A 21745-nucleotide genomic window follows, 5' to 3' on the forward strand; every position below is an offset into this window, starting at 1 on the left:
AGTATTACAAAAATTTCCGCGAGATCAACCGGAAATTCGTGCAGAAGCTACTGCACGCTGCACAACCTTCTCAAGTTCCTCGAGGTGAATGGGCTTGGCGAGGAAGTCATCCATGCCGGCAGTGAAGCAGGCGGTCCGGTCGGAATCGGCAGAATTTGCGGTCACGGCCGAGATGCGGACGGGGTGCAGCCCTTCCCGCGACTCGATGCCCCGGATCTGGCGGGTTGTTTCCAAACCGTCCATTTCCGGCATCTGAATGTCCATGAGGATGAGCTCAAATTTACCCGAGGTGAAGGCGGCCAGAGCCTGCTCTCCAGAGGATACGGCCTGCGCGACGCTCCCGAGTTTGTCGATCATGTGAAGCATCAGCTTGCGATTGATCGGGTCATCGTCGACGACGAGGATCGTCGCCGGGTTTTGCTCGCCGGACGTGGAGAGCTGGGTGGGTGAGGCGGCAAGCGCGGGGAAATCCGGCGTGCGGATCGGCAGGGAGAAAAAGAAGTCGGAGCCCTTGCCGGGAGCCGTCTGGACGCTGATTTCGCCTCCCATGGTTTCAACCAGCCGTTTACAGATGGAAAGCCCCAGCCCGGTGCCGCCGAAGCGACGGGTGAAGGAAGGATCGACCTGGCTGAAGGGCTTGAAGAGCCGGTCGATCATCTCTGTGGGAACGCCCGGGCCGCTGTCCACGACATGGAAGGTCACCTTGTCCCCGGCTTCGGAGGACGTCATCGAGACCTTGATCAGGATGAATCCCTCCTTGGTAAACTTCACCGCGTTGCCGACGAGGTTGACCAAAATCTGGCGTATGCGGACATCATCACCGAGGATTTGCGCGGGAACGTCCTGCTCGACCTTGGTTACGAGCTCGATCGAGCGGTCGCTTGAGGCCAGGACAAAGAGCTGGCTGATCTGGCGAACGACCTCGCGGATGTCCACCGGCACCCGCTTCATGTCGAGCGCTTCGTACTCCATGTGCGAGTAGTCCAGGATGTCCTCGAGGATTCTCAGGAGAGCTTCGCCGCTCATGCGGAGGGTGGAGACGTAGTCGGACTGCTCCTTGTTGAGCGGAGTGCGTTCCAGCAGGGAGGCAAAGCCGAGGAGGCCGTTCATCGGCGTGCGAATCTCGTGCCCCATCAGGGCGAGGAACTGGCTCTTGGCGCGGTTGGCGATTTCTGCCGCGTCCTTCGCTTGCTGCATCTCGTGAACGGTGAGCTTTTGCTGGGTGATGTCGGAGAGCGTGAGCACCACGCCATCATTGAGCTTTACCACCGTGATGCGGAACCAGACCCGACCCAAGGGGCCGGTTTCCGTCGAGTGCTCCATCTCGTAGCGGCTTCCGCTCATCGTGACATGTACGCACCGACCGAAGAAATCCGGTGAGAAGGAGAGGGGGAACTCGGTGGAACTCCAGGGGTGCTCGCGGTCGACGATCGCGTTGCGCAGGATGCTCTCGGCGGCCGGGTTGTAGAAGACGAGACGGAAATCCTTGATGTCTCCGCGCGCGTCTCGGATCGCCTCCCCGGCGACGATGCCATCCAGCGAGGAATCTGTGATGCTTTGCAGGAGCGCCCGGGTGTCTTCGCGGCTGCGGGCGGCTTCGCGGTGCTGTTCGCGGGCGGTTACCAGGACGTAGGTCGTCGGGACCAGTAGACCGACGCACCCGGCGACGATCCACCAGAGGAGAGAGGTGGATTCGTGGCGTCTTTGCTCGATGGTCTCTGGCCGCAGCCAGCTGAGGATTTTCCAGCTTTGCGGATTTCGCAGTGAGGACTGGCCTCCGGATTGGCCGATCCGGATCGTATCATAAGAGAAGAACCCCTGGTTGTCGGTGGACAGCGATCCGGTCAGCGGCAGGCTGGCATAGTTCCACTGCTGGCTTCCTACCCGGGGTGGAGCGCTCAGGTCGTCTTCATTACCGATCCATCGGCCAGTAGAGTCGGCGAGGTAGGTCGTACCATTCCAGCGGGCATCCTCTGATGAGATGCGCTTGAGGATGCGGTCGATGGGGTAATCCAGAACGACGAATGCCACGGGGACGCCCGCCTCGCTGCCGTAGATGGGGGAGCCGACACGCACGACCCCAGGAAGCCTCTGGCTTTCGCTGGCGGCGGGATGAATGCCCAGAAAGATGGCCTTTTCGGGGGCGGCGTTCTCGAGGAGCTCTGGCAGCCAGGGTTCGTTGGCGGCGGCGAGGTCGTTATCCGTCGAGACATCCTCAAAGGTATACGCTCCGTTGTTACGGGAGACGCGCGTGATGTTGAGGATGCGCTCACCCGATGGCTTGACGATCTGGAGTTGATCAAAAGTGCCGCGTGAACGAAGGAAAGCCAAATGCTCGTCCCTCAGCAGGTTGCGGGTGAGGGCGCTATCGTTGGCGCTGTGCTGAAACTGATCTGCGGAGATGTAGGCGAGGAGATTGGAACTCGATGCCAGGTCGTCCAACATGGACTGCACCAGGTATTTCTGCTCGCGGACGACCTTTTCCTGCTCGGCGAGGAGGCGGCGTTCCGTATCCAGAGCCGTACGATAATGGACGAGCCAGCCGAGGGCGAGAATCAGCCCGGCTACTGCAAATGAGGATGCCAACGCCTTTAGGGAAGAGGCGCCGCTCTCATGCTGACTCCCTATGCGCAGCATTTGACCTCCTTCATAGCTGGTTATGCAACGTTGATCAACAAATTCGTTTGCCAGAATATCGCTCGGGGGAAGGAAAATACGAAAACTTCTTGACCGTCCGGAAACCCGCCGCAATCTTTCCCACGATTCTTATCGAGAGTGGCGGAGGGACTGGCCCTGTGATGCCACGGCAACCGCTTCCAGCCGAGCAGAGCACTCAAGCTCTCCGAGGCGGGAAGGCCCAGGTGCCAAATCCTGCTCTGGCGCGAAAGCGTCGGGGAAAAGATGAGGATGCGACAGTCACAATGGTCCTTGGGGAAAATTGTCGTCGTCTCTCGTCACTACGCTCGGTGGGAAGACAAAGACAATGAACGAAGACAGACCTTTCTTTTCCAACCTGAAATGCCGTGAGTGCGGCCGCCTTTATCCGAAGGAGGCCATCCACATCTGTGAGTTCGATTTCGGCCCGCTTGAGGCGGCCTACGATTACGACGCCATCCGCTCCAGCATCAGCCGAGAGCGCATTACCTCCCGCCCGCAGACGATGTGGCGGTATCGCGAGTTTCTTCCCATCGACGGCGCACCGACAGTGGGCGCGCAGGTGGGCTTTACTCCGCTGGTCAAGGCCGATCGCCTCGCCGCCGCGCTCGGCGTGAAGGAGCTTTACATCAAGAACGACACGGTGAATTACCCGACCCTTTCCTTCAAGGATCGTGTCGTCTCCGTGGCTCTCAGCCGCGCCCGCGAGCTGGGCTTCAAGGTTGTCGCCTGTGCCTCCACGGGCAATCTGGCCAATTCCGTCGCCGCCAATGCCGCCGCCGCCGGACTGCGCAGTTATGTCCTGATCCCGGCCGACCTCGAGCAGAGCAAGGTGCTCGGCTCGCTCGTCTACGGGACGAACGTCATCGGCATCCACGGCCCCTACGACCAGGTGAACCGCCTTTGCTCCGAGATTGCGGGCAAGTACGGCTGGGGATTCGTCAATGTGAACCTGCGGCCCTACTACGCCGAGGGATCGAAGACGATGGGCTTTGAAATCGCCGAGCAGCTCGGCTGGAAGCTTCCGCGCCACACAGTCGTCCCGATGGCCAGCGGGTCGCTCCTGACCAAGATTCACAAGGCCTACAAGGAGTTCATCCACACGGGCATCATCGAGGACCAGCCGTTCACCATTCATGGTGCGCAGGCCAGCGGATGCTCGCCCATCAGCGAGGCGATGAAGAAGCAGGTCGAGATCGTCAAGCCGGTGCCGAAGCCGGAGACCATCGTGAAGTCCCTCGCCATCGGCACCCCGGCGGACGGTTACTACGCCATCCGCACCATGAAGGACACCGGCGGCAGCGCCGAGGACGTGTCCGACGCCGAGGTGATCGAGGGCATCCGTCTCCTTGCCGAGTACGCCGGCATCTTCGCCGAGACCGCTGGCGGAGTGACGGTTGCCAGTGCCCGCAAGCTCATCGAAAGCGGCAAGATCCCGCGGGATGAGAGCATCGTCCTGTGTATCACCGGCCATGGCCTGAAAACCGCCGAGGCCGTGCAGGGCAAATGCGGCGAACCCCGTCTCATCAAGCCCAGCCTCCGCGAGTTTGAAGCGCTCGTGGCCGACGAAGTGGCTGCCGCAGCCAACTAACTTTCCTTACTACCATGCCAATCCAAGTCCGTATTCCCACACCCCTGCGCAAGCTGACCGGCGAAAACGAAGTCGTCGAGGCAGAGGGCGCAACCGTATCCGAAATCTTCAAGAGCCTCGAGACGACCTATCCCGGTCTCGGTGAGCGCATCCTCGACGAGCAGGGTGCCGTTCGCCGTTTTGTGAATGTCTACCTCAACGAGGACGACATCCGCTTCCTCAATGAACTGGCCACGCCGGTCAAGGAAGGCGACGAGATCAGCATCGTTCCCGCCATCGCCGGAGGTTAGTCGCAAAAATCCGCCATCTTCGCGGCATGCTGAGTTTTTCTCTCGGTGTGCCGCGATCCCTCTGTGTAAAACCTTCGTCATGACTCTCAGCGACGAACAGAAATCCGCCATCTCCCAATGGATCGAGGGAGGCGCGAGCCTTTCGGAAATCCAAAAACGGCTGAAGGAAGAGTTTCAGATTTCCCTGACCTATCTGGAAACCCGTCTGCTCGCCGACGACCTCAAGCTCGCCTTCAAGGAGCCTGAGCCCGAGCCGGCCGTCGACCAGCCTCTGCCGCCGCCGGAACCGGAAGTCCCAGCCGAGGCACCCGGCAAGGTTACTGTCACCATCGACCAGATCACCCGCCCGGGTTCCATTATCAGCGGGCGCGTGACTTTTTCGGACGGCGAAAAGGCCGAATGGTATCTCGACCAGATGGGCCGTCTCGGCCTCAATGCCAATACGCCCGGCTACCGTCCCTCGCAGGACGATGTGATGAGCTTCCAGATGGAGCTCGAGAAGGCTGCGCGCGGATCAGGTCTGTAAGCGGGCGTATTTAGCCCTCTGCCATCAACTTATCGTTGCCCGGAAGCTTACTTCCGGGCAAAAAACTCCGGCATGGACCCGGTTTCCCTCGGCTTGCCCCATCGCGATCCGTTTGTCTTTGTCGATCGCGTCGTGGATTTGCAGCCCGGGGAATCTGCCCGAGGCGAGAAGGTCTTTTCACCTGACGACCCGATGTTTCGCGGTCATTTTCCCGGCGATCCACTGGTGCCTGGCGTCATTCTCACCGAGGCGCTCGCCCAGATGGCGGGAATCGCCGGAGGCGGCGATGGGCGGCGCTTTTTGCTCTCGGCCATTCGATCGATGAAATTTCCTTCCGCTGCGCGACCGACGCAGATCATCGCCCTTCGAGCCCGTCGGACCGGGGCAATGGGAGGCTTGTGGATGTTCGATGTTTCCGCCCGGGTGGGTGAGGTGGTGGTCGCCGAGGGACAGGTCGTTTTGAACGAGGTGACGGCATGACGGACCCGCTCTTTGCCATTTCCATTGCCGTGGTGGCACTCTTTGCCGGGTTGATCGGCTCCCTCATCGGGCTGGGCGGCGGAGTGATCATCACCCCGCTGCTGGTTCTCGGGTTTGGCATCGATATTCGCTACGCGATGGGAGCCGCGCTGGTCTCCGTGATTGCCACCTCGTCCGGAGCGGCAGCCGCCTACCTGCGCGACGGAATTTCCAACATGCGCATCGGCCTCTCCCTGTGCGTGGCGACCACGATCGGCGCGGTCGGCGGAGCCATGGCGGCGACGGTGCTGCCGCAAAATACGCTCTCCATCATTTTCGGCGTCGCTCTGCTCTCCACCGTTGCCCTTTCGTTGGGGAATAAAAAGCCCAAGGCGCAGGTCGAGGACAAGTCCGACCCTCTCGCGGTGAAGCTGAATCTGCCCGGCTCCTTTCCCACGCCGCAGGGAATGCAGCAGTACACCGTGCACCGGTTCATCCCCGGCTTTCTCATGATGGGTGTGGCAGGCATCCTCTCCGGGCTGCTGGGCATCGGCTCCGGCGCGTTCAAGGTGGTGGCGATGGATCAGATCATGCGCATCCCGTTCAAGGTCACGACGGCGACGAGCAATTTCATGATCGGCGTCACCGCCGCAGCCAGCGTGGGCATCTATCTGAAGCGCGGCTATCTCGATCCGGCACTGGTCGCGCCGGTGTCGCTGGGCGTGCTGGTCGGAGCTTTTCTCGGAGCGCGGCTGCTTTCCGTGGCTCCGGTGAAAATCCTCAAGATGATCTTTCTCGTGATGGTGTCCCTTATCGCCGTGCAGATGATCCTGCGCGGCAGCGGAGTTTCCCTATGACCGACGAAAAAATCCAGAGCCTCCTCGCCCGCGTGATGGTCGGCGGCGTCATTATCTCGGGCATCATCATCTTCAGCGGGCTCACGTGGTATCTCGCCACCCACATCGGCGTGCCGCCGGGCGACCATGTCTTCAGCGGAGAGCCGAAGTACTTCGAATCCTTTGGCGGGATGATTCGACGTGCGTTTTCCTGGCACGAGTTTGGGGAGCGTCGCAGTGTGATCATGGTCGGCATCGTCCTTCTGCTGTTCAATCCCATCGTCCGGGTGGGGTTGGCGGTGGCGGGGTTCTTTGCCCAGAGGGATTGGCAATATTGCGCCATCAGCGCCCTTGTCTTCGCGGTGCTGGTGTTTAGTTTCTTTGCGTGAGCAGTTCGACGTCTCCCGGTTTGTCGGCCCCGCTGAAGATAGCGGCCTTCCGCAACCTCTGGATGGCGAACATCGTTTCCAACGTCGGCACGCTCATGCAATCCGTCGGCGCGGCGTGGCTGATGACGTCGCTGACGTCCTCGACCACCCTGGTGGGATTGGTCCAGACGGCGTCCACGCTGCCGGTTTTTCTCGTGGGATTCCTCGCCGGGGTATTGGCCGATACGGTGGAGCGCAAGCGGCTCCTCTTCTGGTCGCAGCTCTGGATGCTCGTCGTGGCCCTGGTGCTGGCGGTCATTACGTGGATGGGGCTGATCACGCCATGGGTTCTGCTCGGGCTGACCTTCGCGCTGGGATTTGGGGCGGCCATCAGCCTTCCAGCCTGGCAGGCGACGGTGCAAGACATGGTGCCTCGGGAATCGGTCCCTGCGGCGGTTTCGCTTAATAGCATAGCCTTCAACGTGGCGCGCGCCGTGGGTCCTGCCATCGGTGGCGTGCTGGTGGCGGCAACCGGGGCGGCCAGTGCGTTTTTCGTGAATGCCGTCTCGTTCGTAGCCGTGATCGGAGCGGTGACGACCTGGAAACCTGCCGCCCGGCAAAAGTCGCGGTTGAGCGAGGATATGTTCGGCGCGCTCCGAGCCGGCTTTCGTTACCTGATCCACTCAAAGCGCCTGCAAAGCCCGATCATTCGCGCCTCGGCGTTCAACTTCTTTGCCTCGGTCGTCTGGCCACTGGGACCGCTTTATGCCAGGGACGTCCTACACACGACGGCCAGCGGGTTCGGCCTCCTGCTCGCGTTCTTCGGTACGGGGTCCATTGTCTCGGCGCTGCTCGTACCCCGTTTGCGCAGCGTGATGCAGCTCGAGCGTATCCTGGCAGTGGGATCGATGATTTCGGCGAGTTCCCTCATCGGGCTGGCTTTCGCTCACGAATTCTGGGTGGCGGCGGTGGCGATTTTCTTTGCTGGAACCGCCTGGGTCGGTGTGCTGGTGAATTTCAATGTGGCGACCCAGACCGCCGTTCCGGCGTGGGTGCGCGGCAGGGCGCTTTCGTTTTATCTCCTCGCCTTCCAGGGCGTGCTGGCCTTGGGTGGCCTGCTTTGGGGCTATCTCGCGGGTCATATCGGCATCGCCCCGTGTTTCCAGGTTGCCGCCGGGGGGTTGGTTGTCGGGCTGATCCTGACCCGGTATTTCCCGATTTCTCTCAACGAAGACGTCGACCTGCGCCCGTCCATGCACTGGCCGGAGGTGCACGAGAGCATCGACCTCGATGTCGAAGACGGCCCGGTGTTGGTCCTGGTGGAGTTTCAGATCGCCCCCGAGAGAGCCGACGCCTTCCGGGAAACCATGCGGGGCATGCGCGAGCAGAGGATGCGCAATGGTGCGCATCGCTGGCGGCTTTATCAGGACATCCAGGACCCCCAGCGGTTCGTGGAGCTTTTCCGGGTTGATTCCTGGGGCGAGCACCTCCGGCAGCATGAGCGCCTGACCGTGACCGATCTCGAGGTGCAAACCGCAGCGCTGGCATTCCATGAGGGCCCGGAGAAACCTCGCGTCCATCATTACCTCAACATCGAGGGATGAAACTCGTCGGGAAAGTGACTTTTTCTTGCCGAACGAAGGCCGCGCACCGATACCTTTTCCGAGTCAAACGGGCTGTCCGGGCGAAAAATAACTACGATGAGTTCAACAGCAACTGAAGTTCCAATGCTGAACGTGCAGGTGGATGGGGAGTGGAAACAATTCCCCAAGGGCACGCGCTTGATTGATGCGTGTATGAAGAGCGGGAGTTATGTCCCGCATTACTGCTATCATCCGAAGCTCAGTACACCCGGTAACTGCCGCATGTGTCTCGTCGAAATGGGCATGCCCAAGATGACCCCGGATCGCAAGCCGATCCTCGGTCCCGACGGTCGTCCCGAAATCGGCTGGAGCCCGCGTCCCGCCATTTCCTGCGCCACCGAGGTGAGCGAGGGCATGGCCGTGCGCACCGCCTCCCCGCTCGTCGAGGAGTGCCGCAAGGGCGTGATGGAGTTTCTGCTCATCAACCACCCGCTTGACTGTCCGATTTGCGACCAGGCTGGCGAATGCCGCCTGCAGGAGTTTTCCGTTGAGTACGGCAAGAGCGACAGCCGCTTCGTCGAGGAGAAGGTCAAGAAGCCCAAGCGCCAGGATATCGGGCCGCGCATTGTCCTCGACGACGAGCGCTGCATCATGTGTTCCCGCTGCATCCGCTTCATGCAGGAAGTGGCGAAGGACGATGTGCTCGGCTTCGTCAACCGCGGCAGCTACACGACCGTTACGGTTTACCCCGGGCGCACGCTCGATAACAACTACTCGCTCAACACCGTCGACATCTGCCCCGTCGGCGCGCTGACCTCGAAGGATTTCCGCTTCAGCATGCGCGTGTGGTTCCTTCGCGAGACCAAGTCGATCGATGTCAACTGCGGCCTCGGCACGAACATCCTCATCGGCAGCCGCGAAAACACGATCTACCGCATCACCCCGCGTGAGAACGAAGCGGTCAACTCGTGCTGGATGCCCGACAGCCATCGCCTGAATTTCCATTACGTCAACAGCCCCGAGCGTCTGACCGAGCCGACCGTGAAGGGTCGCACGTCGACGACGTGGAAGGAGGCCGTCCAGGCCGCCGCCGACCTGATCAAGAAAGACCCGGCCACGACCGCAATCATCGCCTCGGCCCGCATGACGAACGAAGAGCTCTTCCTCACCCGCCGGTTTGCCCAGGCGGCTGGAGTGGAGAAGTTCGATGTGCTCCCGCGCCCGCAGAAGGGTGATGGATTCCTTATCTCCGAAGACGGAAACCCGAATACCTCGGGCGCCAAGCTCCTCGGTCTCGCCACCGGCAAGCTTTCCGAGATCGCCGCAGGCGTTGCCAGTGGCTCGATCAAGACGCTCGTCGTCCTCGGTGAAGATGCCACGGACTGCGGCATCTCCGAAGCGGATCTCGCCAAGCTCGATGCCCTGGTCGCCACTGGTATCCTCGGTACCAAGACCACTGCCGCCGCCAAGGTCGTCCTCCCGACGGCCTCGTGGGCGGAGAAGCGGGGCTCGATGATCAACATCAAGGGCCGCCTCCAGCGGCTCAACCAGGCCATTCCTTCGCCGGGCAAGGCTCGCGACGACTGGGAGGTCCTGCGTGACCTCACGCAGGCCGTCGGCGGCTCCAACGGCATTTACACCATCGACGAAGTCTTCAAGCAGCTCGCTGCGGAGGTCGCGCCCCTGAATGGCCTGACCCTCTCGAAGATCGGCGACCTCGGTGTCCAGCTCACTCTGCCATCATGAACCTGTCCGCCCTAGCGATGCAGCCCGAGATTTTTCTCGCCTGGACATCGATCATCAAAACCCTCGTCATCGTCTTCGGAATCGTCCTTCCGATCGTTTCGCTCACGGTGTTTGCGGAACGCAAGGTCTGCGCCTTCATCCAGGATCGCGTCGGCCCGAACCGTGTCGGTCTCCCGACCACGATTCTCGGCTTTAAGAAGGACATCCGCCTGCTGGGTCTTGGCCAGATGATCGCCGATCCGATCAAGCTGCTCCTCAAGGAGAACTTCATCCCCAACAGCGTCAACAAGTTCTACTACTACATCGCCCCCAAGCTGGCGATGATCCCGGCGCTGCTCGTTCTCGCCGTGTTGCCCTTTGGCCCGAACGTGTTCTTTGGCGACATCAAGGTCCCGCTCATGGTGGCCAATGTCGATATTGGCATCCTCTGGGTGTTCGCGATTTCCTCGCTGGGCGTCTACGGCATCGTGCTCGCCGGCTGGGCCTCGAACTCGAAGTACCCCTTCCTCGGCGGCATTCGCTCGAGTTCACAAATGATTTCCTACGAGCTTTCGCTCGGCCTTTCCGTCATCCCGGTCTTCCTCATTGTCGGTACACTGAACATGCAGGAAATCGTGATGTGGCAGCGTGAGAACGGCTGGATGGTTGCTCCGTTCTGGCCCAAGGGCTTCAGCCTTGAGCAGCTTCTCCATGGCGATTTTGCTGCGATCGGCGCTTCCTTTGCCGCCGGATTCTCCGTTCAGCGCCTGCTGATCTGGCTCCCGATGGTGATCTCGTTCATCATCTTTCTCATCGCGATGTTCGCGGAGACCAACCGCGTGCCGTTCGATCTTCCCGAGGCCGAGCAGGAGCTCGTCGGTGGTTATCACACCGAGTACTCCTCGATGGGCTTCGCGCTCTTCTTTCTCGGTGAATATGCGGCGATGGCAGCTGGTTCCGGCGTGATCGTCACGCTGTTCCTCGGCGGCTGGAGCCTGCCCTTCATCCCGGATGGCAGCGCAACGTCATTCTTCGGCATCCCTTTCATTCCCGCCTGGGGCGCGAGCCTTATCTGGGGGCTGATCGGCATGACCATCTTCCTCGCGAAGATTGCCGCCATGCTGTTTCTCTTCATCTGGGTCCGCTGGACGCTCCCGCGTTTCCGCTACGACCAGTTGATGAAGCTCGGCTGGTACTTCTTCTTCGAGCTGGCGCTGGTGAACATCTTCATCACCGCGCTGATCCTCGCCCTCGTAAAGTTCTAGGGCGTCATTTGACCCTCTCATGCTAGGATGGCGGCGGTGCAAAGCGCTCCCGCCATCTTCGAGAAGTCCTTTCGCGAACACGACCGCCATTGTGTTATCGCGTCGGTCCTGAGCCTCATCGGCGCGTGGTTCAGCTGGCTCCTTTTCGGGACGGTGTATTGTGGTGCAGTCATTCTTTTCGAGACCGTCCGCACGGGAAACCCCGGTCTCCAACGAGTCGCCAACGTCTATTGGGTGGTGGGAGCGGGCATTGTCCTGATCCTTTTTGTCTGGACTTCGATCGATCGGTTTCGCCGTCTGTACCAGCCGCCTCCAGATCGTTCCATCATCGGCTGGCATTTGTTCGCAGATGTCCTCCTCTGGCCTCCCAGGCTGACCTATGCCGTCGCGGACAATATGGCCCTCAGAACTCACGCCGATGCGCGGATGATCGGCGAGGCGTGGCGATTGCTTGAGGTGATCGTACGGCGCGAGCGGGCGCCTCGCTCTGTTTTGACGTATGATTTTCCCGATGACGTAGTCCTGGACAAGCTGCTACGGGCGCTCCAGCTGACCGGCTGGATCGATCTCTATCGCGGGGAACAGGACTGGTATTATCGCATCCGGACCGACGCGGAGGAAGCCTTGCGCCAAGGGGGCACGCAGGAAGAACCGGCCTAGCTGGTCACAACCTGCTCCTCAGCCTTGGAGCGCGATTTCGCTCCCGGGGATGAACGGAGCGTGCGATTTCTGGCGAACGCCGCGGCCACGAAGACGAGTTCCGCAGCGACAAAGGCGAGCGCCCATCCGAAGCCGCCGGTGCCGAATCCGTAACTATGCAGGCCGACGCCGAGGACGAAGTTCACTCCATACCACGCCATGAGGACGGCGAGGAAGGAAATCACCGAGCCAACCGCCATGCCGAAGCCGCCCCAATACCCGGCGATGCGCCCATGGAGGACGATGAGGTAGCCGAGCAGGGTGATGAGCGCCCAGGTTTCCTTCGGGTCCCAATCCCAGAAGCGACCCCAGGAGTAGTTTGCCCAGACGCCGCCCAGGATGGTTCCCGTGGCGAGGAGGAGCACGCCGACCTGGAGAGTGCGGTATAGGTAATTGTAGATCGGAGCGGCTGGTTTTTTCCCGGCCAGGATCTGGATGAGTGCGATGTGCGCGATCCCGAGAGCGAGGGCAAAGGCAGCGTAGCTGAGCGTGATGCTCAGCACGTGAGTGGTGAGCCAGAAGTTATTGCGCAGGACAGCAGTGAGGGGATTAATTGCCGGGCTGAGGGCGATCGTCTGGGTGTCGGCCAGGATGAGCGAGACCACGGCGACGGGGATCGCTCCGAGCAGAAAGTACCGGCTGCGATAAATCGCCTCGAAGATGAGGGCAAACAGCACGGTGCCAAAGGCCACCCAGAGGATTGACTCGTACATGTTTGTCACCGGGGCTCGGCCCGCGATGAGAACACGGGAGGTGAACCCGGCGATCTGGAAAAGAAGTCCGGCTACGGCCAGAGCCCATGTCGCCTTGTAGGCGAGCGGAAAACGGAATGAGAGGCTCAAGGAGAGACCCGCGCCGAGGTAAAGGATCCAGGCCCAGCGAAAGGGGTGGAGCTTTTGGTAGATCAACTCCAGACTGATCCGCCATGCAGGCGGCTGGAGGGCGGGTTCCGCGGCGGCCCACTGGGTTTTCAGCTTGAGGCTTTCCGTACGGAAGGCCTCGGCATCATTGCGGATCAAGGCATCGCGAAGAGCGGAGACCTGATCGGCGGGAACGGCGAACCAGGGAGATTCTTCGCCCCGGGGATTGGCGATAAAGCGAAAGGCGGAACCATTGACCAGCGATTCAAACTCGGCCAGCTGCATGCCGACATCCGACGCCTCCTTGGGCAGTCCGGAGAGGCGCGCTGAGCCGGGTTTCATGCGCAGGGTCTGCGCTTCGCTGAGGAGTTGACGCAGTTGAGGGTTTGTCTCGAGGTCCTGATAAGCGAAGAGCTTCTGCATCGGATCGAGGCCGATAGCCTTCTTCAGATCGCGATTGTTGATCAGGATGAGGGGTTTGGTCTCCCAGCCCGCCGGGTTGAGCCAGAGAGTGGTCACCAGCTCCGGCGCGGACCACCTGCGACCATCGATCGAGACAGCGGTCTTGCCCGCGAGGGCGAGCGTAGTCTCCTGGGCAAAAACGAGATACGGCTTTTTACGGCCCTGTTCCTGGATGGGAACTCCTTCCAGCACAGAGAAATCCGCCGCCACGCAGGCGGTCACACCGAGGAGGAGAGCGAGGACGGATCGGAGCATCGGCCGAAAAGGTTGCCCGGCCAAGCCCATAGCGCAAGCAAAAGCGGACCGTCTACGGTCGCCCGATCCTGTGGTCCTCGGCGACAAGCTTGGCGTAGGTTTCCGCCGGTCGGTCGCCCAGGTGGTCGACCACACTTCGCTCGGCATTGCGGGCAAAGTCGACGGTGAACAGGCCAAAGCGTGGAGTGAATGTCCCCCACTCGTAATTATCGGTGATGGACCAGTGAAGATAGCCGAGCAGAGGGACCCCGTCCTCGCGCAGTCGGCGCACCTGCTGGACGTGGGCGCGGAGGAACTCGCTACGGGTGAGTTTGTCGCGACGCGGGCTGTTGACGCTGTTGTCGTACTTGCGACGTAGCGCCATGCCATTTTCCGCGATCAGGATGGGGCGCTGGTATTCCCGCGCGTAAAAATCGCAGAAGAAGTGCATGCCCTCCGGCAGAACGTGCCAGTCCCACCATTTGCGCGAAAGACTGTCCATGAGTTTGCCGTGGACGCTCTTGCTCTTGAACTCGAGATCGGCAAATGAAGGGGGCCGGAACAGGTGGCCGGTAAAGGGGTCGTAGTAGTCGAGCCCCAGGTAATCCAGCACCCTGGGACGTTTCGATGCCGCCAGAGTTTCCAGAAAATATTGAAAAGCGTCGGTGATCGCGTGTCTGGGGGCCAGCCAGTTGACGAGGAGGTGGATGAATCGGCCAAGCCAGACGAATGGGTCGGTCTGGAACGGCAGATTGGCCTTCAGCATGGCATGATGAAGGTTGTTCGAACCCTTGCGCAGGTAGGTTTGGAGATCCGTGGCGATGATGCCGCGCTCGCGGGAAACCAGCAGATCCAGAAGCATCATCTCCGACCAGTAAACGTCGCTGCAAAACGTGTTCATCGTCACCTGCGGTGAAGCCCAGCCGCTTTCCTCGTAAAGGTCGTGGATGGCGTTGTAAGCCCGGACATGAGCGGCCAGCAGGCGATTGTAAGCGACGATGCCGACCGCCATTCCGGCTTTTCCTCCCCCGGGGAAATGCCGGTTCATGTACGTATTGAGGACGAGCATGTTGGGCTCGTTCAGCGTCACGTAGTAGGTGATCGGTTCCTGGCTGTGCTCGGATACGAGCTTGTCATTGATATGCCGAACGGCGACAGCGACGAACTGCTCGAAATATGCGGGGGTTTCGTCATCGAGCCACGCATCCAGGCCCAGCCAGGCAGGATGGGTGAAATGCTGGAGGGTAACGACAGGCTCCAAGCCGTGCTTGCGGCACGCGGCGATCATGGCTGCGTAGTGATCCAACGCAACGTAATCGAAGGGAGGCGGCGAGGACTTTTCCAGCAAAGGGGAGGGTTGGACACGGGGCCATTCCACGCTGAGCCGGAAGGCATTCAGGCCCATCTGGCGGCAACGCTCGAAATCCTCCTCGTACCGATGCCAGAAATCCGCCGCTTCACCGGTGCGCATTACGCGCCCGGTGGCTTCCGATGAGGACCAGTTGTTTTGCGGATCGCCCGGGGAGTTGTAACCGCCCTCGCACTGATACCCTGAACTGGCTACGCCCCAGAGGAACCGCTTTTCCATCATGACTGCTCTTCGATTCGCTTGCGCAGGGCCTTCTCGCGTCGGCGGGAAATGATGGCCGGTTTGCGCGGTGGGCTGTCGATAACGATGGAAGCGATATCTTTGGCGGCCTCGGGGCGACCAAGCCTGCGGGCGTTATCTCCCATGGCGGCGATACGAACGGGGTCCTCAAGCAGGCGCTTGAGCTTGTGGTTCAGGACGGTGACCTCGGTGCATTTCACTGCGGCTCCGGCCTCGAGCAGGACGTCGGCATTGCGCTCCTCCTGGCCGCCGATGGGATCGAGAATGACCATGGGAAGCCCGCGTGCGAGCGCCTCGGCGGTGGTGAGACCACCGGGTTTGCTCAGGAGCAGGGTGGCCGCGCCCATGAGATCGGGCATTTCCGTGGTGTAGCCGAGGACGCGGAACTGGGCCTCCCGGCCAGCGACGAGTTCCTCGATGTCCTTTTTCAAATCCTCATTCTTGCCGCAGACGATGACGGCCTGAAATTTGGTGTCCAATTCCAGGAGCCGTCTTACGACCGCCATGGCGGGGCTGAGTCCCAGCGCGCCTCCCGCGATGAGCAGGGTGGGTAGCTCGGGGTTCAATCCATGGCGCTTGAGAACGGCGGCAGCATCCACCGTTTCCGCAAACGGCGGATCAACGGGAATGCCGGTGACATGGATACGGTCGCCGGGGAGGCCGAGGGCTTCCATGTGAATCTTGTCCTCTTCCTGCGCGACGAAATACCAGTGAAACGCGCGGGTGATCCAGAAGGCGTGAAAATGAAAATCCGTCACCACGATGCCCAGCTCGGCATCAAGGCGTCCCGCGCCGATGAGGTAGGAAAGCACCCCGGCGGGCATGAAGTGGGTGCAGATGATCGAGTCGGGATTGAACTCTCGGACGAGATTGATCAGGGGCAGGGCCTGGGGCAGATCGAGGGCGAGGCGGCCCTTGTCGGAAACCCACGGATCGTCGCTGGACTCGTACCACCAGCCGAGGAACTCCGGCAGGAGGGCGGAGAGTCGTTTGTACAGCGAGGAGTACAGCTGCTTGTGCAGTACGTTGGTGTGGTCGAGGGAATCGTCGACGAGGACCTCCTCGACATCCTCCCTCGCGCGGAAGGCCTTGGCCAGTGCGTCGGCCGCTTTGACGTGACCCGACCCTACGGAGGCCGAGAGAATGAGGATACGCTTCTTCTTACTCACGGGATTGTCATTGGGAAAATACCATGGGCGGAGGAGCGTGGCTTGTTCTTTTCTTTCAGGGGGAAAGATGGCTGGCAGGTCAGGTTCCTACCGGCTCCATGCGATAGAGGCCCGAGGTGATCGTCCAGGCGTCCTCGAAACTCATGCGCTTCTCCTCGTGTCCGTACCCCCAGGAGTCGGAGTAGAGGATCTCATTCTTTTTCGGATCGTATCCGATGATGAGACGCATATGGCCTCCCGCGTACTGAGGGATGTTTTTTTCCGGGACCAGGCCCAGGTTGACCGACCAGAGAAGCGGGATGCCCTCATCCACGCTACGGGCGATCTCGCGCTGGAACCTGCCGAAATCGGTCGTCTTTTTCAGGCGCACCTCGCGGTAGACCTTGGGGTCGGCCTTGGAGAGGAGCTCCTGCACATCGATGACGTTGCCCTCGATGCGGAGTTCATCGACTTTGTCTTTCTTGGCGGCGCGATTGTAGTCCTTGAGGATGTCGAGGATCTCATTGATGTCCCAGGAGTAGATGGCTTTGATCTTCACCCCTAGGCGAGAGGTGAGCTTGCGGAGGGAGTTGACCATGGCGCTGACGCTGGTGCCTTCCTTGGCGTCGCTGTTGGCGATCTGCGCGAGCTCGTCCTGGTTCACCTCGGCTCCGTAGTAGCGCATGACGCGTTCCGTGGTGGCGACGACGCAATAGCCCTTCTCACCCTGATCGACCATCGGAATGCCAGTAATCCGGACCGTGCTGTCGGGGAGCCTCTCGACCTTGTCCTTGCCTACGAACTTCTTCACGGCATCGCGATTCGCATAGCTTGACGGAGTGGCGGCGCCGATGGCGCGCTGCTCCTTGACGGCGGGGAGGACGGTCAGGCGGATAAACTCCGCCCGGTACATCCCTGTTGCCATGTCCTTCCCGCCGCTCCACTCCAGAGTGTACTGGGTTTCAGGCGTATTCCAGACGAGGCCGTCTGTGCGCACCGCGCTGCCCGCGATGCGGCCGCGCTCTACGGGCTGGACTTTCGTGATGGCCGAGAGGTCGTCCGAGATGGCCTTGAGCTTGTCTTCAAAGACCCGCTTGTTGATGTCTCCCGAGTTTCCGCGGCTGTAATAGAGCAGGATGAGTGAGGCCACCTTGCCTTCTTTCAACCGGATAAGCGTCTCCGAGACGGATTGAGAGCCGACCGTGAGCCCGGGCGATGTTGATCGCGCCTCGTTTTTATCCGCTGAGGTCCACTCGAAGCGAAGCGTTTGCAGGTAGGGAAGGAGTTCCTCGCTCGTCCTGCCCCATGGCCCGGGCGGAACGATCAGATCCTGGAAGTTCGTCCCAGGTGCCGGGGCGGTGGGAAGCGTCTGCTGGCTTGCCGGGGTTTCCTGGGCGAGAGCCGGGCTGACGCAGGCGGCCAAAAACGCGAAGAGGAGGGCCTTCATGGGCCTTTTCTATCGGTAAAAAACGGCTACGGTGTCCAGCACGCATGCAAACATTGGTAATAGGTCACAAGAACCCGGACATGGACGCGATCTGTTCGGCTATTGGATATGCGGAACTGAAAAAGGCCGAGGGAGTCGAGAATGTCGTTGCCGCCCGCTGTGGCAATACGAACCAGCGGATTGATTTTGCCTTGGGAAAATTTGGATTCGAAGCGCCGCTTTTTGTCAGCAGCGTCCTTCCGCGCGTCGAGGACGTGATGGAGCGCGACGTCATCTATGCGGGCCGGGATGAACCCGTTTACGATGCCCTCACCCGCATCGGGGACAACCGCTTCCGCGGGCTGCCCGTTCTGGATGAGCGTAAGCGCTGCGTCGGCCTCATCTCGAGTTTTAAGATCAGCCGATACCTTTTCCCTCATCGGGACCAGGCCAGCACGACTCGCGAGGTGCATGCCTCGCTAAAGGATATCGTTGATACCATCGGGGGGATCGTGCTGGCCGGACCGACCGACAATGAGATCCTCGATCTCGTGCTCGTGGTGGCCGCGATGCAGACCGACTCCTTCCAGCGTCGTCTGGAGGATCTCGATCACGGTCGCACGGTGCTTATCGTCGGCGATCGCCGCAACATCCAGCGCATCGCCATCGAGGCCGGCGTGCACGCGCTGGTCGTCACCGGCAGCAGAAGGGTCGATGACGGCATCCTTGCGCTGGCCCGTGCCAACAAGACGGTCGTGATCAGTTCACCGCACGATACCGCGACCACCGTGCTGCTCGCCCGGAGCGCGGTGCGGGCCGGCCAGATGGTGTACACAGACTTTCACACCCTCACACCGGAGATCCCGCTGGAGGAAGCCGAGCGCGAGATTGCCATGCTGGCGCAATTTGCCTTTCCCGTCGTCGACGGGGACAAGCGACTCATCGGAATCATTTCGAAAAGCGATTTCCTCAAGCCCGTGCCGCGTCAGCTGATCCTCGTCGATCACAATGAATTGACTCAAGCCGTCGAGGGCGCGGAAAACGTGCCGATCGTGGAGATCATCGACCACCACCGTATCGGTACGGCACCCACGGAAGCGCCGATCCTGTTCATGAACCGGCCGGTGGGTTCCACGTCCACGATCGTGAGCACGCTCTTCCAGCAGGCGGGCCGTGAGATTCCCAAAAACCTCGCGGGACTCCTCATGTGCGGAGTGATCTCCGATACGCTCAACCTGACCTCGCCGACCACGACGGATGTGGATCGCCGCATCATGGCTCACCTGTCGAGCCTGAGCGGAATCAATCCCGCCGATCTGGCCGCGGAGATTTTCTCCGTGGGTTCGCCGCTGCTGACCATGACGGCCAAGCAGGCGATCAACGCGGACTGCAAGGAGTATGAGGAGCGAGGCAAGACCTTCACCGTTGCGCAGATCGAGGAGTTGAGCTTTGCCCTCTTCGAGGAAAAGAAGGAAGAGTTGCTTCGCGAGCTCGAGACTTCCTGCGCCGAGAACAAATACACGTTCTGCGCGTTGCTGGTCACGGATGTGAACACGCAAAACTCGATCCTCCTCGTGTGCGGCGAGAAGTGGTTCACCAAGCTGATTGACTATCCCGAGGTGAGCGAGAATGCCTGGAAGCTCGACGGAGTGGTTTCGCGCAAGAAGCAGCTTCTCCCGTATCTCACCGGCTTGCTGGCTCGCGGATAGCCCCATAGATAACGGGCCGGATGCAGCCGACAGCGTGGGCGGCTGCGATCTCTCATAGATAGAGGCCGGATAGCCGGTCCTCGCCTCCCGGCGAGGTTGGCACGGTCGATGCTTGTTAGGATTCTCCGATGATCCACGCAAATTGCAGGGTGCGGCTGACGGCGGACGATTTCGCGTTCATCGTCAGGGTATTGTCTCAAAACGAGAGCGACCGGGTATCGCTGGTCAGGCTGCTGACGGATGAGGACACGCGCGACGCGATCCTCGACCATGATCTGCTGGCCAAGGCGATCCTGGATTCTCCCGAGCGATTGCCGATCTCACCGCAATTGCTTTTTTACGTCCTCTGTCGCCGCGTGCTGCGCGACAGCAAGGTGCGAAGTCGCGAGACATCGGATTTCATCGCCTCGCTGCTGGACGGGTTCATGCGTACAGCGCGGCTGGATTCGCCGGAGGAGCTCGGCCAGCAGAGCATGCGCTACATCAGCGACATGCTTCAGGCGCTCGGCAAGGCCGGAACTCGCGAGGCTTTCCTGCTCCGCTCGCATATCGCGAACTACGCGCTCTTTGTCAGCGGCATCTTTGCCGAGAATGTCGAGCAACGCCGTCGCAAGGGCGCGCCGGATATTTCCTTCTACGAGCAGATGGGACGAATGAACTACCGGGCAGCGGCGGAATATCGAGAGGCCAAGAAGTTCAATCTCCAGTCGATCTATGAAGAGCTCTCCGACGGGTTCCATGACGTGCGGCTGGCGCTGAACGATCTGGCCTCCAGGCTGCTGCACGTTGACACGCCACGCCTACCTATCATTGCTGCGCCGTGACGACGCTCTTCAGTGACATTCAACGGTTATTCGAAAGGACGTATGCCAGCCTCGGGGTGAACCTTGAGGAGTGCCTCATCGACAAGCGCCGCTGCCGACAGCTCTCCGCCCTGGCGGGAGCGCAGGCGGCGGAACTAAGCATGCTGGCGCGCACCTTTCTGCGTGCGGCAGACGGGCAGTTACGTGTCGGGATATATTACTCCTCGTGGCTGATCGAACAGCTGGAGAAACATGATCCGCGACAGGGGTTGAGCGACGAGAATATCGGCCCGCTTATTTCCTTCGTGGAGGAGATCAACCACGCTCTGCACGCGGGGCTGCAGTTTCAGCGCGGCGGGGTGCCGAGCCAGGACGAAATCTATGCGCGTAACCTGGAGCTCCAGGCCAGCGTCGATACCTATCTCGTATTGCTGCTTTTTGTCGCCTTCTTCCGCAAGCCCGGGCGGGTGACGCGGGCCGACCGGCGCTGGCTGCGGTTTCACATGTTTCACGGGCAGCAAACGCAGAGGTATCGTGATCCTGCGATTCGCGCCCGCTATCTGGAAACCACGCTGCTCGCGAAGAAATACACCACGTTTCTCGAGAGCCTCGCCACATCACGGCGCGTCGAGGAGATACGCATCTTTCACGCCCTGGACTATTCCGCGAAGCGGGAGCACATCCTGGCTCTGCCCGATCGGCAGCCACAACCGGAGGAGATGCCTTAGCGAAGCCCTCGATCCAGAAAAGGAAAGCGCCGTCTCCGCGTGGGGCGAGGACGGCGCTTGAGAAGAATGATGTGTTACGGGATTACAGAGCGGCCTCGTAGTTCTTGGCGGCGACGTCCCAGTTCACGACGTTCCAGAAAGCCTTGAGGTAATCCGCGCGGCGGTTCTGGTAGTTCAGGTAGTAGGCGTGTTCCCACACGTCGACACCGATGACGGGCTTGCCTTCGACTCCGGCAACAGCCTTGCCGTTGAGCGGAGTGTCCTGGTTGGCAGTCGAGACGACCTCGAGTTCGCCATTATTCACGACGAGCCACGCCCAGCCGCTACCGAAGCGACCGAGGCCGGCGGCCTCGAACTTGGCTTTGAACTCATCGAAGCTGCCGAATTTTTTGTCGATGGCCTCGGCGAGGGCTCCGCTCGGAGCGGTGGCGCCGCCCGGGGTGATGAGCTTCCAGAAGAAGGTGTGGTTGGCGTGGCCGCCGCCATTGTTGCGCACGGCGCCGCGGATCGACTCCGGTACGGAGGCGAGGTCGGCGATGAGTTCCTCTACCGGCTTGTTGGCCAGCTCGGGAGCGCTCTCGAGCGCCTTGTTGAGGTTTGCTACGTACGTTGCGTGATGCTTCCCATGGTGGATTTCGTTGGTCTTGCCGTCGATGTTGGGTTCGAGGGCGTTGGCCGGGAAGGGCAGTGGTGGAAGTTCGTATGCCATAGTATTGTACGGGTTCGTCGACAAAGTAAGTCGCGGATGTGTGGTTGCAAAGGGAAACCC

General features: G+C 60.9%; 19 protein-coding genes and 1 riboswitch. Of the genes, 13 read left to right on the plus strand and 6 right to left on the minus strand.

Annotation, left to right across the window (positions count from 1 at the left end; all coding sequences use genetic code 11):
• Window positions 1-24: 24 nt before the first annotated feature.
• Window positions 25-2586: a hybrid sensor histidine kinase/response regulator gene (locus TSACC_RS02525; RefSeq protein ID WP_169809511.1), complete on the minus strand. Its 2562-nt coding sequence runs from the start codon at window positions 2584-2586 to the stop codon at window positions 25-27.
• Between the two features lie 177 nt (window positions 2587-2763).
• Window positions 2764-2908: riboswitch (SAM riboswitch) on the plus strand.
• Window positions 2909-2983: 75 nt separating this feature from the next.
• Here TSACC_RS02525 and thrC point away from each other — a divergent pair.
• The 10 genes from thrC (at window position 2984) to TSACC_RS02575 (ending at window position 11958) form a co-directional block, all read left to right on the plus strand.
• A complete protein-coding gene (gene thrC, locus TSACC_RS02530; protein WP_075077826.1) occupies window positions 2984-4246 on the plus strand; it encodes a threonine synthase in 1263 nt (420 codons plus the stop codon).
• Between the two features lie 14 nt (window positions 4247-4260).
• Complete coding sequence (locus tag TSACC_RS02535) at window positions 4261-4536, plus strand: ubiquitin-like small modifier protein 1 (RefSeq protein WP_075077827.1); 276 nt, start codon at window positions 4261-4263, stop codon at window positions 4534-4536.
• 79 nt (window positions 4537-4615) lie between these two features.
• Window positions 4616-5062: a hypothetical protein gene (locus TSACC_RS02540; protein WP_075077828.1), complete on the plus strand. Its 447-nt coding sequence runs from the start codon at window positions 4616-4618 to the stop codon at window positions 5060-5062.
• Between the two features lie 72 nt (window positions 5063-5134).
• Complete coding sequence (locus TSACC_RS02545) at window positions 5135-5542, plus strand: 3-hydroxyacyl-ACP dehydratase FabZ family protein (protein WP_075077829.1); 408 nt, start codon at window positions 5135-5137, stop codon at window positions 5540-5542.
• Window positions 5539-6378 (plus strand): sulfite exporter TauE/SafE family protein, encoded by an 840-nt coding sequence (locus tag TSACC_RS02550; protein WP_075077830.1) that lies wholly within the window; start codon window positions 5539-5541, stop codon window positions 6376-6378. Before TSACC_RS02545 ends, TSACC_RS02550 begins: the two co-directional genes overlap by 4 nt.
• On the plus strand, window positions 6375-6746 hold the full coding sequence (locus tag TSACC_RS02555; RefSeq protein WP_075077831.1) for a DUF1634 domain-containing protein: 372 nt from the start codon (window positions 6375-6377) through the stop codon (window positions 6744-6746). The genes TSACC_RS02550 and TSACC_RS02555 overlap by 4 nt, the downstream gene beginning before the upstream one ends.
• Window positions 6743-8329: an MFS transporter gene (locus TSACC_RS02560; RefSeq protein WP_075077832.1), complete on the plus strand. Its 1587-nt coding sequence runs from the start codon at window positions 6743-6745 to the stop codon at window positions 8327-8329. Before TSACC_RS02555 ends, TSACC_RS02560 begins: the two co-directional genes overlap by 4 nt.
• Before the next feature lie 96 nt (window positions 8330-8425).
• A complete protein-coding gene (locus tag TSACC_RS02565; RefSeq protein ID WP_075077833.1) occupies window positions 8426-10054 on the plus strand; it encodes an NADH-quinone oxidoreductase subunit G in 1629 nt (542 codons plus the stop codon).
• Window positions 10051-11298, plus strand: coding sequence for a complex I subunit 1/NuoH family protein (locus TSACC_RS02570; protein ID WP_202815892.1), 1248 nt, complete (start codon window positions 10051-10053; stop codon window positions 11296-11298). Before TSACC_RS02565 ends, TSACC_RS02570 begins: the two co-directional genes overlap by 4 nt.
• 27 nt (window positions 11299-11325) lie before the next feature.
• The gene (locus TSACC_RS02575) at window positions 11326-11958 is read left to right on the plus strand and encodes a hypothetical protein (protein WP_075077834.1); all 633 of its coding nucleotides are present in this window, start codon (window positions 11326-11328) and stop codon (window positions 11956-11958) included.
• Here the strand turns inward: TSACC_RS02575 and TSACC_RS02580 are convergent.
• From TSACC_RS02580 to TSACC_RS02595, 4 genes are all read right to left on the minus strand, one after another.
• A complete protein-coding gene (locus TSACC_RS02580; protein ID WP_075077835.1) occupies window positions 11955-13574 on the minus strand; it encodes a cytochrome c biogenesis protein in 1620 nt (539 codons plus the stop codon). The two genes, TSACC_RS02575 and TSACC_RS02580, sit on opposite strands and share 4 nt — an antisense overlap.
• 52 nt (window positions 13575-13626) lie before the next feature.
• Window positions 13627-15144: a glycoside hydrolase family 1 protein gene (locus tag TSACC_RS02585; RefSeq protein ID WP_075077836.1), complete on the minus strand. Its 1518-nt coding sequence runs from the start codon at window positions 15142-15144 to the stop codon at window positions 13627-13629.
• Complete coding sequence (locus TSACC_RS02590; RefSeq protein ID WP_075077837.1) at window positions 15141-16331, minus strand: MGDG synthase family glycosyltransferase; 1191 nt, start codon at window positions 16329-16331, stop codon at window positions 15141-15143. The genes TSACC_RS02585 and TSACC_RS02590 overlap by 4 nt, the downstream gene beginning before the upstream one ends.
• A gap of 79 nt (window positions 16332-16410) precedes the next feature.
• Window positions 16411-17757 (minus strand): C39 family peptidase, encoded by a 1347-nt coding sequence (locus tag TSACC_RS02595; RefSeq protein WP_075077838.1) that lies wholly within the window; start codon window positions 17755-17757, stop codon window positions 16411-16413.
• A gap of 44 nt (window positions 17758-17801) precedes the next feature.
• Between TSACC_RS02595 and TSACC_RS02600 the strand changes: the two genes are divergently transcribed.
• From TSACC_RS02600 to TSACC_RS02610, 3 genes are all read left to right on the plus strand, one after another.
• A complete protein-coding gene (locus TSACC_RS02600; RefSeq protein WP_075077839.1) occupies window positions 17802-19445 on the plus strand; it encodes a putative manganese-dependent inorganic diphosphatase in 1644 nt (547 codons plus the stop codon).
• Between the two features lie 128 nt (window positions 19446-19573).
• The gene (locus TSACC_RS02605; protein ID WP_075077840.1) at window positions 19574-20269 is read left to right on the plus strand and encodes a hypothetical protein; all 696 of its coding nucleotides are present in this window, start codon (window positions 19574-19576) and stop codon (window positions 20267-20269) included.
• Entirely contained in the window at window positions 20266-20976 is a 711-nt protein-coding gene (locus TSACC_RS02610; RefSeq protein ID WP_153811215.1) for a hypothetical protein, read from the plus strand. The genes TSACC_RS02605 and TSACC_RS02610 overlap by 4 nt, the downstream gene beginning before the upstream one ends.
• A gap of 82 nt (window positions 20977-21058) precedes the next feature.
• Here the strand turns inward: TSACC_RS02610 and TSACC_RS02615 are convergent, their stop codons facing one another.
• Window positions 21059-21685: a superoxide dismutase gene (locus TSACC_RS02615; RefSeq protein WP_075077842.1), complete on the minus strand. Its 627-nt coding sequence runs from the start codon at window positions 21683-21685 to the stop codon at window positions 21059-21061.
• Between the last annotated feature and the right edge of the window lie 60 nt (window positions 21686-21745).

The sequence above is a fragment of the Terrimicrobium sacchariphilum genome (assembly GCF_001613545.1).
Taxonomy (GTDB): Bacteria; Verrucomicrobiota; Verrucomicrobiia; order Chthoniobacterales; family Terrimicrobiaceae; genus Terrimicrobium; species Terrimicrobium sacchariphilum.

Coding starts and splice junctions, on each gene's coding strand:
- TSACC_RS02555 (WP_075077831.1), top strand. CDS start 6,375: ATGACCGACGAAAAAATCCAGAGCCTCCTCGCCCGCGTGATGGTCGGC.
- TSACC_RS02615 (WP_075077842.1), bottom strand. CDS start 21,685: ATGGCATACGAACTTCCACCACTGCCCTTCCCGGCCAACGCCCTCGAA.
- TSACC_RS02600 (WP_075077839.1), top strand. CDS start 17,802: ATGCAAACATTGGTAATAGGTCACAAGAACCCGGACATGGACGCGATC.
- TSACC_RS02570 (WP_202815892.1), top strand. CDS start 10,051: ATGAACCTGTCCGCCCTAGCGATGCAGCCCGAGATTTTTCTCGCCTGG.
- thrC (WP_075077826.1), top strand. CDS start 2,984: ATGAACGAAGACAGACCTTTCTTTTCCAACCTGAAATGCCGTGAGTGC.
- TSACC_RS02550 (WP_075077830.1), top strand. CDS start 5,539: ATGACGGACCCGCTCTTTGCCATTTCCATTGCCGTGGTGGCACTCTTT.
- TSACC_RS02545 (WP_075077829.1), top strand. CDS start 5,135: ATGGACCCGGTTTCCCTCGGCTTGCCCCATCGCGATCCGTTTGTCTTT.
- TSACC_RS02585 (WP_075077836.1), bottom strand. CDS start 15,144: ATGATGGAAAAGCGGTTCCTCTGGGGCGTAGCCAGTTCAGGGTATCAG.
- TSACC_RS02575 (WP_075077834.1), top strand. CDS start 11,326: ATGGCGGCGGTGCAAAGCGCTCCCGCCATCTTCGAGAAGTCCTTTCGC.
- TSACC_RS02540 (WP_075077828.1), top strand. CDS start 4,616: ATGACTCTCAGCGACGAACAGAAATCCGCCATCTCCCAATGGATCGAG.
- TSACC_RS02605 (WP_075077840.1), top strand. CDS start 19,574: ATGATCCACGCAAATTGCAGGGTGCGGCTGACGGCGGACGATTTCGCG.
- TSACC_RS02595 (WP_075077838.1), bottom strand. CDS start 17,757: ATGAAGGCCCTCCTCTTCGCGTTTTTGGCCGCCTGCGTCAGCCCGGCT.
- TSACC_RS02580 (WP_075077835.1), bottom strand. CDS start 13,574: ATGCTCCGATCCGTCCTCGCTCTCCTCCTCGGTGTGACCGCCTGCGTG.
- TSACC_RS02535 (WP_075077827.1), top strand. CDS start 4,261: ATGCCAATCCAAGTCCGTATTCCCACACCCCTGCGCAAGCTGACCGGC.
- TSACC_RS02565 (WP_075077833.1), top strand. CDS start 8,426: ATGAGTTCAACAGCAACTGAAGTTCCAATGCTGAACGTGCAGGTGGAT.